Source organism: Nonomuraea sp. NPDC000554, from assembly GCF_040300065.1.
In the GTDB taxonomy this organism is placed as follows: domain Bacteria; phylum Actinomycetota; class Actinomycetes; order Streptosporangiales; family Streptosporangiaceae; genus Nonomuraea.
Genome location: NZ_JBEPDC010000018.1, coordinates 213764 through 222279 on the forward strand (window position 1 = coordinate 213764; position 8516 = coordinate 222279).

Consider the following 8516-nt stretch of genomic DNA (forward strand, 5'->3'; position numbering starts at 1 on the left):
AGCAGCACGGTAGGAGGGGCCCCGCCGTGCTCGACATTCCCGAAAGCCAGGTCCGTGCCCTTACTTTCGTCAGGGTTCCCTGCCTCTCAAGCTCCGCATGTCTACCCGTACGCGGCTCTGCACAGGAAGCTGTACGCCGACAACGGGCTACGGTTGCTCCACATGACGCACACCGAGATCGAGATCACCGCGGAGTTGGTGCGGGATCTGCTGCGCGACCAGCACCCCGACCTGGCCGACTACCCGGTGAGGCTCGGCGCGCGGGGCTGGGCCAACCAGCTCTGGCGGCTCGGCGACGACCTCGCCGTCCGGTTGCCCTGGATGGGGGAGACCGCGGACGCGCTGCTGCTCAAGGAGCACACCTGGCTGCCCGCCCTCGCCCCGCGCCTTCCTTTGCCGGTTCCGGTTCCGCAACGCCTCGGCGAGCCCTCGCCGCGGTTTCCGCGGCCCTGGATCGTCACCACCTGGGTTCCAGGCGAGCCCGCCGACCGCGCCCCCGTCACGCGCGGCGCGGAGGCGGCCGACGCCCTGGCCGCCTTCCTGACCGCTCTGCACCAACCCGCCCCCGAACAGGCGCCCGCCGGCCGGGGCCGCAGAGGGCCGCTGGCCGACTACTCCGAGGGTTTCGCCAAACAGCTCGCCGAGGCCACTGAGATGGGACTGATCCCCGACCCGGACGCCGTCCACGCGGTCTGGGAAGACGCCGCCGCCGCGCCCGACTGGGCCGGCCCGGCGCTATGGCTCCACGGCGACCTGCATCCGGCCAACGTCCTCACTGCTGACGGCACCATCTGCGGCGTGATCGATTTCGGCGATCTCTTCGCGGGCGATCCGGCTTGCGACCTCGCTGCCGCTTGGATTCTGCTGCCGGACGGCACCGCCGACCGCTTCCATGCCGCTTACCAGCCGGCCCCGGACGCCGCAACCTTGCGCCGCGCCCGCGGATGGGCGGTGGGACGCGCCCTCGTCGGCATCCTCATCGGCGAAGCCGGCGTCCGCGGCCGCCGAGGCGGCAAGGCCACATGGGGTCCACCCGCCCACGCGGCACTGCGACGCCTCACCGCAACGATCCATCACTGATCAATCGCTTCCCACGCGTTCGAATACCTTCGACCCGGGCCATGCTCGGCATGCTGGGGTCTACTTGCCTGACGTGGCTTCACCGCCTTCACGCCGCTGACCAGCAAGTTCGCTTGACAACCCCAGATAGCGATCGGGCCGATCGGCCGTGGGCCAGCGACGTCGGCCGTGACCAGACCAAGGTGGAGGTCCGGCAGGTCAACTCGCCGGAAGGGGTGCAGGGCCTGCGTTGCGGCGCGCTCTGGTGCTACGGCAGGAGGCGGGGACCGGAGCGGGGGGTGGGCACGTCGTCGGAGCCGAGCACGATCATCTACCACGGCGCGAAATGGCGACAAGCCCGCCAACTACTGGGTGCTGAACTTGGCAGCCGTCCCGTCGGAGCAATAGCGTTCGCAACCATGCGGACCTTCGCGAACGTACAGGAACTCAAGGCGGCCGTCGGCGAGAAGTTCGGCCCGACCGAGTGGCGCACCGTCACCCAGGAACAGGTCAACCTCTTCGCCGACGCCACCGACGACCACCAGTGGATCCACGTGGACGTCGAGCGGGCCAAGGCCGGCCCGTTCGGCGGCACGATCGCCCACGGCTACCTGAGCCTGTCGCTGCTGCCGTCGCTCATGGACGAGCTGATGACGGTCGAGGGCGTCGCGATGGGGATCAACTACGGGCTGAACAAGGTCCGTTTCCCCAGGCCGGTGCCGGTCGGCGCGCGTGTCAGGGCCACGGCCGAGGTGAGCGACGTCAAGGGCACCCCCGCCGGATACCTGTCCAACGTGAAGGTGACGATCGAGGTCGAGGGCGAGAAGCGTCCGGCCTGCATCGCCGAGACTCTCAGCCTGTTCGTCCCAGCCGCCGAATAGCCGCCTTCCCCGTGCTCCACGTCGCCGTGATCGTGGAGCACGCCTCACCACAGCGGGCGGACGATCGCCGCCACCGCGACCAGCGCCAGCAGCCCGAGATAGGCCAGCACCAGCCGGGTGTCCCTGAGCAGGCACTTGCTCCGCGTCAGCCCGGCTCGCCGCGCCTTCCAGTACCCCGCGAAACCCAGGCCCGCGAACCCCAGCACCGCCCACGGCCCGAGCAGCCAGGCCAGCAGCGCCACGGTCGCGTACACGCACAACCGGAGCGGATCGTACGGCTCGGCCTTCACATAATCACCTGTTCGAGCACGGCCTGCGAGGCCACCGCCGACAGACGCTGCCGCGACAGCTGGGGCCACGCCTGCACGGCGCAGAACGGCGCACACTGGTCCTGGTCGGACCGCGTGCCGACGTGCACGCAGCACTGAGTGAGCCGCTCCTCGATCATCGTCGAGACGTCCATGAACGGCTTGACCGTCACCCGCACCACCCGCTCACCCAGCATCCGGCGCAGCTTCTTCCGCCTGCCGGGCAGCGCCGACGAGGCCAGGGCCAGCAGCGTCGACACGCCGAGGTCGCAGTTCTCGCAGATGTTGCGCCACAGGTCGCCGATCTGCGGGTGCGACAGCGACGACTGCTCCGACAGCAGCCCCAGCAGCGACTCCTGGACGGCCGACCGCAGCTCGCGGGGGAGTTCGGTGTCGGCGATGCGGTTGGAGACCAGCCCCAGGTTCTCCTTGAGCCGGTCGTGGCCGATCAGCGCGACCAGCGAGCGCCATTCACGCGCGTCGTCGCGGATCAGGTAGCCGACCGAGCAGCAGTGCGGGTGCGAGCACGGCAGCGCGGTCAGGTCGCGCCACGTCACCAGGCCGCCGGTCTGCGGCCCGAGCCGCTTGAGCACGCCGGTGTGCGTGAGCCGGTCCATCGGGTCGATCGGCCCGGACCTCCCCGAGCCGAACTGCGGCTGCAGCGACACCCCGCCCACGAACGGCGTGTCGAGCGCGAGCCGTACCACGTCGCCGATCTCGCCGTCGTTGACGCCCAGCGCCGCCGTCATCACCAAGGTCGTGAAGATCTCCCGCGCGGAGAGCCGTTCCACCGCCCGCGCCTTGAACCGCCGCAGGTCGCCACCCCGGTGATGGACGGACGCCGCGCCCGAGCTCCCGTCGTACTGCAGGTAGACCTCGACGCGCTCGCGATGCTCGGTCAGCAGGTCGAGCAGGGCGTCGTCCCTGGCGATGAGGACGCCGTTGGTGTTGATCAGGATTCGGGTGATCGGCCGTTGTTCGAGCTCCGCGAGCAGCGTCGCGAGCTCGGGGTGCAGGGTGGGCTCGCCGCCGCTCAGCATGAGGACGTCCAGCCTGCCGTTCTCGCGGGCCAGCCGCTGGTCGACGTTGGCCAGCACCTCCGCCACCGGGACCACGCCCGCCAGGTCGGGGGAGCTGTCGGCGAAGCAGGTGGGGCAGCGCAGGTTGCAGGCCTCGGCGATGTCCTCCAGGAGGATGCAGGTGTGCTGGGTCTGCATCTCGGGGAGCCCGTGCAGGTAGGCGGCGGGGACGGGCGCGAAGTTCCCCGCGAGGTCCGGCACGTGCTGCTTGGTGGGAGCGGTCCATTCCTCCAGATACGCCAGGATCTCCGGGTCCTCGTCGTACAGCGTACGGACCAGCCCGTGCTCGCGGCAGCCGCGCTCCAACCACACCCGGCCGTCGCGAATGGCCAGGTAGCCGCTGAGCCGTTCCACCTGGTCCAGATCTTGGCCGTGGCAACGCGGGCAGAACGCGTTGACGTACCGGAGGATGCGGTCGCCCCGCAGACCCATCCCTGTGCTCATGTCATGACCTTCCGCCGGAAAAGTGGATCGTAGTGGCCGCGCCGCCACCCGTACGCCAGCCTGAGTGCCAGCAGCGCCAAGCTCGGGATCAGGAACCACTGCGGCCTGGTGAGATCGAGCCAGACCGTCTCGTTCGCCCGCGTGAACTCCACGACGAAACGGAAAGCCGCATACGCCGCGAGGTAGAGCGTGAACAGCTCGCCCGGCTGGGTGATCCGCCTGCGCGCCCACACCAGCGCGCCGTACGCGACAAGCTGGAAAACGACCTCGTAGATGAAGGACGGATGCATCGCCTGCCCCGTCAGACACCCCGGGCACTCGGGCGTGGAGGGCGGCGCGTGCACCCCCCACGGCAGATCAGTGGGACGCCCCGGCGCCTCGGTCAGATGGCAGCCGATCCGCCCGACGGCCATCCCGAGCGCCACGGCGGGCGCGAACAGGTCTCCCGTCCTCTCCTTGAAGCCGATGATCCTCTTGGCGATCAGCACGCCCACGTACGCGCCGGTCAGGCCGCCGAGAATGCTCCGCGACCCGTACAGCCAGAGTTCCTCCAGATCCAGCGTCTCCAACCACCCGGCCAGCCTCATGCCGATAGCCCCGCCTACCAGCGCTCCGGTGACGGCGGCCAAGGACTGCTCATTGAGCGCACCACGGCGCCGGGCCTCCAACACGAACACCACGGAGGCGACCAGCACCCCCAGCCCTACGAAAACCTCATGAAACGGCATCGCAACCGCACAACCCCAACCCTCAACCGGATATCGGCCTCCAGCCCGACATCAGACCCCTGCCCGTTGGCAGGCGCCAACCTGACACCAGCCACCAGCCCACCATCAGGACGTGCACGGCCTTCGACCCCAGACGCACCCATCCGACGCGGCCTTCCAGGACGACAACTCGTCTGACCTGCTTTGCGGGGCCCAGACGCTCGTCCGGGGGTGACCTTCGACCACGAGCGCTCGCCCGGTGCGGCTTGCGACGCTGGCGCGTTCATCTGGCGCGAGCTCCGGCCCAGAGGCCCACCCTGCCCGAATCCACGCAGAAGTTCGCCCGACCTGGTGCTTCCACGCAGAGGTTCACTGGGCACGGCTTTCCGGAGGAGGCGCTCACTGAATTCGGCCACCCACACGGGCGGCACCCACCTCTCGCGGCCTCGTGGCACAGGGCGTGCTCATCTAGCCGTACAGCCCGGGATTGAGCCCCGTGCAGTAGCCCACCGAGACGATCGAGGCGAGTGCCCAGCCGATCATCAACCCCATACCCAGCCCCTGAGACCAGGGCTTACGCACCAGCACGAGCACCAGCCCCAACCCGAGCCCGACGGCGGCCAGGAACGCGGCAGCGACCCCGATGGCGACCCGTCCCTGTGCGCTCACCACGGCGAGCCCCACAAAGAGGTTCAGAACCAGGTAGGCAAAGGCGCCGGCGAACGCCAGGCCCACGATCAGCCCCGTCGGACGCTGCGGAGGCTGGGGCGGCGGCGGTGGCGGGTACACGGCGTTCAGACTACGGCCCTATACCCCCTCTGAATAGTAGATCGCTGCTTGAACCCTGCTCTTCAACCCCAGCTTGCCCAGCACCCTGCTCACGTGCGTCTTGGTCGTGGCCTCAGCCATGTCGAGCTCCTTGGCGATCTCGGCATTGGACAGCCCACGAGCCACGCAGGCCAGGACCTCCCGTTCGCGCGGCGTCAACGCACCCGTATCTCCACCCTGCTCCCGACGTGGTGCCTGCTCGGCGAAGGCGGAGATCAACCGCCGCGTCACGGACGGCGAGATCAGCCCGTCCCCCCTCGCCACGAGCCGCACCGCCTGAACCAACGCCTCAGCATCCGTGTTCTTCAACAGGAACCCAGCGGCCCCCGCACGCAGCGCCCCAAAGACATACTCGTCCACGTCGAACGTGGTCAGAATCAACACGTCCGTCACCCCCGCCAACTCGCGAGTGGCGGAGATCCCATCAAGCCGCGGCATGTGCACGTCCATCAACACCACGTCGGGACGCATCTCCCGCGCCAGAGCAACAGCTTCCTCCCCATCCCCGGCCTCGCCCACCACCTCGATGTCCTCGGCGCCATCGAGGATCAGCACGATCCCCGCCCGAACCGCCGCGTGATCGTCCGCAACCAACACCTTGACCGCCATCGCACCTCCACCGCCCTGTCCCTGAGCTCGTCCTGTCCCTGAGCTCGCCCTGTCCCCGAGCCGCTCTATCCCCGGACCCACCACGTCCCCGAGCCCACCATTGACGGCCAGGCCAGAGCGCCAACCCAGCCTCTGAGACTCCTCACGCGATCTCCGCCGAGGTCGGAAGGACCGCCACCACCCGCCAGACCCCCTCGCCCGCGCCCGCCTCGAACGTGCCCCCCACCAACCCGGCACGCTCCTTCATCCCGACCAGCCCGGCCCCAGCCCCAGGCAACCGCGCTCTGCGCCCGTTCACCGGATTGTCGACGGTCACGGTCACCCGCTCGGACTCGTACGCGATCCCGACCGTCGCAGGCTGCTCGCCGTGCTTGAGCGCGTTCGTCAACGCCTCCTGCAGGATCCGATAGGCGGCCAGATCGATCGGAACAGGCAACTCCTGCGGCTCTCCCTCGACACGCATGTTGATCGCCATCCCCGCCCGCCGAGACCGGTCCACCAGGCTCTCCGCGTCGGCCAACCGCAGCCTGGTCGCCTCGGGCTCGTCGCCCTCCTGGCGCAGCAGCCCGATCATGGTCCGCATCTCGGCCAGCCCCTTCACGCTGTTCTCCCTGACAGACTCCATGATCTTGCGGATGGTCGCCTGATCGAGATCCTTCCTGGACAGCGCTGCAGTCGACTGGATGGCGATCGCGCTGAAGTGGTTGGCGATCATGTCATGCAGCTCACGGGCCATCTGCGTACGCTCGGCCGTGATCGCCGCCTGCCGGTCGAGCTCGGCCAGTCGCGCCACCTGCTCGGCCCTGGCCCGATCGGCGGCGGCCTGATCGCGATGCTGCCGCAGCACCATCGCGGTGGTCAGGGGCGTCACCAGGATCAGCCCCGCCTGAATCCCGATCACCGCCAGCGCCACCCAGTCGCGGGTCAGGAAGCCCGCCACCGCGCCGGCCAGCACCGCCATCACCGTCGTGGCACCCAGTAACCACCGCCCCAACCGGGCAGGCCCGTAGAGCGCCGCGCTATAGAGATTGTCGGTGTACACCAACATCGTGCTGAGCGAGGGCCCCATGGCCATGTCGATCGCGATGCCCACGGTGCCCAGCCCGAGAGACCACAAGGGAGCACGCCGCCGTACCAGAACCCCCGCACAGGTGAGCGCGAGCGGCACGACAAGCAGCCACTGGGACGTCCCGCGATGGTTGTAGGCACCACCCACGATCAGGATCGACCCCACGCAGAAGGCCAGAGCCCCCGCAACCACCTCGCGCTTCATGCCCCCATCCCACCACCCACGGCAACTGCTTCCATCCTTCGAAGGATTGCCTGTGGATACATCCTTCGATGTATCCACAGGTTCGTATCCGCAGATGATGTGAAAGGTCTGGCCAACCCGGACCATAGACAGCGTGATTGTCGCCATCCTGATCGGCTGCGAAGTCGGCTTCTGGCTGCTACTCGGACTCGGCCTGGCCAGCCGCTACCTGTGGAACCGCCGCAAACTCAGCACCGCCCTCCTCCTCAGCGTGCCGCTCCTGGACGTGATCCTGCTGGTCGCGGCCGTCATCGACATGAGAGGAGGCGCGACAGCCGACTTCCGCCACGGCCTGGCGGCCGCGTACCTGGCGTACTCGATCGTCTTCGGCCACCGCACCGTTCGATGGGCTGACGCCAAGTTCCACCACCGCTTCGCAGACGGCCCGCCCCCCTGGAAGCCCCCGGCGGGCGGGATGCCCAGGGCTCGCTACGAATGGGGCATGTGGCTCCGTATCGTCCTTGCGTACGGAATAGCCTTTTTGATCGTCTTGGCTCTGGTCTGGCTGGTAAACGCCCCAACACGTACGGAACCCTTGATCACCTTCATGTTCGGCCTGCTCAAGGTCCCCTTGATCGCCCTCCTCTGGCCACTCGGCTACACCCTCTGGCCCCGCAAGATCGAGTCAAGTTGATCGTGATTGCCCAAACTGGTTCGAGGCATCGCCCAGAACCCGCTATGCTTGCTTACGCAGCGAGCGGCCGTAGCTCAATGGATAGAGCATCTGACTACGGATCAGAAGGTTGGGGTTTCGAGTACCTCCGGCCGCGCAACGCGGAAGCCCTGGTCATCGGCATGACAACCAGGGCTTTTTCGCATCTTCGATCATGTCTCAGTGTCCGGCTGCGTCCGAGTGTGATCGGTTGACTGCGGCTGATCCTTCCCAATGCTTTCCCGTGGGGAAGGCCCGCGGAGCCTCGCTGCTTCGTCGCATCACGATCTTGTCGTGAGATGCTCACGAGACTTGTGCAGCCGACGATGATCGTTTACGCCTGGGTCTGAGTCTTCTGCTTGAGGCGTTCGTAGGGGGTCTGGCCGCCGAGGCCGCCGTGGGGTCGATGGTAGTTGTAGTAGTCCTCCCACTCGCGCAGCTTGTCGTTGAACACCTCGGCGTCGTCGATCACCACCCCGTCCAGCATCCGGTAGAACTCCTCGGCGTCGATGCGGTGTGAGCGCTCGACCTTGCCGTTCAGCCGCGGGGTGCGGGGCTTGATGTAGACGTGGTTGATGCCCTTGTCCAGGACGTGCCAGTGGAAGGCCGATTGGAACTCCGCCCCGTTGTCGGTCTG

10 protein-coding genes and 1 tRNA gene are annotated in these 8516 nt (G+C 68.1%); 4 read left to right on the forward strand and 7 right to left on the reverse strand.

What is annotated here, in order from left to right:
• Window positions 1–162 precede the first annotated feature (162 nt).
• Window positions 163–1080, forward strand: a complete 918-nt coding sequence (locus ABT294_RS31230) for an aminoglycoside phosphotransferase family protein (RefSeq protein ID WP_350809877.1) — start codon at window positions 163–165, stop codon at window positions 1078–1080.
• Between the two features lie 398 nt (window positions 1081–1478).
• Window positions 1479–1940, forward strand: coding sequence for a MaoC family dehydratase (locus tag ABT294_RS31235; protein ID WP_350809878.1), 462 nt, complete (start codon window positions 1479–1481; stop codon window positions 1938–1940).
• Window positions 1941–1984: 44 nt separating this feature from the next.
• Here the strand turns inward: ABT294_RS31235 and ABT294_RS31240 are convergent, their stop codons facing one another.
• The 6 genes from ABT294_RS31240 to ABT294_RS31265 form a co-directional block, all read right to left on the reverse strand.
• A complete protein-coding gene (locus tag ABT294_RS31240; protein ID WP_350809879.1) occupies window positions 1985–2230 on the reverse strand; it encodes a hypothetical protein in 246 nt (81 codons plus the stop codon).
• On the reverse strand, window positions 2227–3771 hold the full coding sequence (locus ABT294_RS31245) for a radical SAM protein (protein ID WP_350809880.1): 1545 nt from the start codon (window positions 3769–3771) through the stop codon (window positions 2227–2229). Before ABT294_RS31245 ends, ABT294_RS31240 begins: the two co-directional genes overlap by 4 nt.
• Window positions 3768–4499 carry a prolipoprotein diacylglyceryl transferase gene (locus ABT294_RS31250; RefSeq protein ID WP_350809881.1) on the reverse strand — a complete coding sequence of 244 codons (732 nt, stop codon included), beginning with the start codon at window positions 4497–4499 and terminating at the stop codon, window positions 3768–3770. Before ABT294_RS31250 ends, ABT294_RS31245 begins: the two co-directional genes overlap by 4 nt.
• 447 nt (window positions 4500–4946) lie before the next feature.
• The gene (locus ABT294_RS31255; RefSeq protein WP_350809882.1) at window positions 4947–5213 is read right to left on the reverse strand and encodes a hypothetical protein; all 267 of its coding nucleotides are present in this window, start codon (window positions 5211–5213) and stop codon (window positions 4947–4949) included.
• A 72-nt stretch (window positions 5214–5285) separates the two neighbouring features.
• On the reverse strand, window positions 5286–5915 hold the full coding sequence (locus tag ABT294_RS31260) for a response regulator (RefSeq protein WP_350809883.1): 630 nt from the start codon (window positions 5913–5915) through the stop codon (window positions 5286–5288).
• A 142-nt stretch (window positions 5916–6057) separates the two neighbouring features.
• Complete coding sequence (locus tag ABT294_RS31265) at window positions 6058–7335, reverse strand: sensor histidine kinase (RefSeq protein ID WP_350809884.1); 1278 nt, start codon at window positions 7333–7335, stop codon at window positions 6058–6060.
• Between ABT294_RS31265 and ABT294_RS31270 the strand changes: the two genes are divergently transcribed.
• Window positions 7322–7861 (forward strand): hypothetical protein, encoded by a 540-nt coding sequence (locus ABT294_RS31270; RefSeq protein WP_350809885.1) that lies wholly within the window; start codon window positions 7322–7324, stop codon window positions 7859–7861. The two genes, ABT294_RS31265 and ABT294_RS31270, sit on opposite strands and share 14 nt — an antisense overlap.
• A 63-nt stretch (window positions 7862–7924) precedes the next feature.
• Window positions 7925–7997 (forward strand) — tRNA-Arg (locus ABT294_RS31275).
• Window positions 7998–8213: 216 nt separating this feature from the next.
• On the opposite strand, the gene ABT294_RS31280 is transcribed toward ABT294_RS31275, so the two are convergent.
• On the reverse strand, window positions 8214–8516 hold a 303-nt coding region (locus tag ABT294_RS31280), incomplete at its 5' end, for an integrase core domain-containing protein (protein WP_350809886.1).

Coding starts and splice junctions, on each gene's coding strand:
- ABT294_RS31230 (WP_350809877.1), top strand. CDS start 163: ATGACGCACACCGAGATCGAGATCACCGCGGAGTTGGTGCGGGATCTG.
- ABT294_RS31235 (WP_350809878.1), top strand. CDS start 1,479: ATGCGGACCTTCGCGAACGTACAGGAACTCAAGGCGGCCGTCGGCGAG.
- ABT294_RS31245 (WP_350809880.1), bottom strand. CDS start 3,771: ATGAGCACAGGGATGGGTCTGCGGGGCGACCGCATCCTCCGGTACGTC.
- ABT294_RS31250 (WP_350809881.1), bottom strand. CDS start 4,499: ATGCCGTTTCATGAGGTTTTCGTAGGGCTGGGGGTGCTGGTCGCCTCC.
- ABT294_RS31260 (WP_350809883.1), bottom strand. CDS start 5,915: ATGGCGGTCAAGGTGTTGGTTGCGGACGATCACGCGGCGGTTCGGGCG.
- ABT294_RS31265 (WP_350809884.1), bottom strand. CDS start 7,335: ATGGCGACAATCACGCTGTCTATGGTCCGGGTTGGCCAGACCTTTCAC.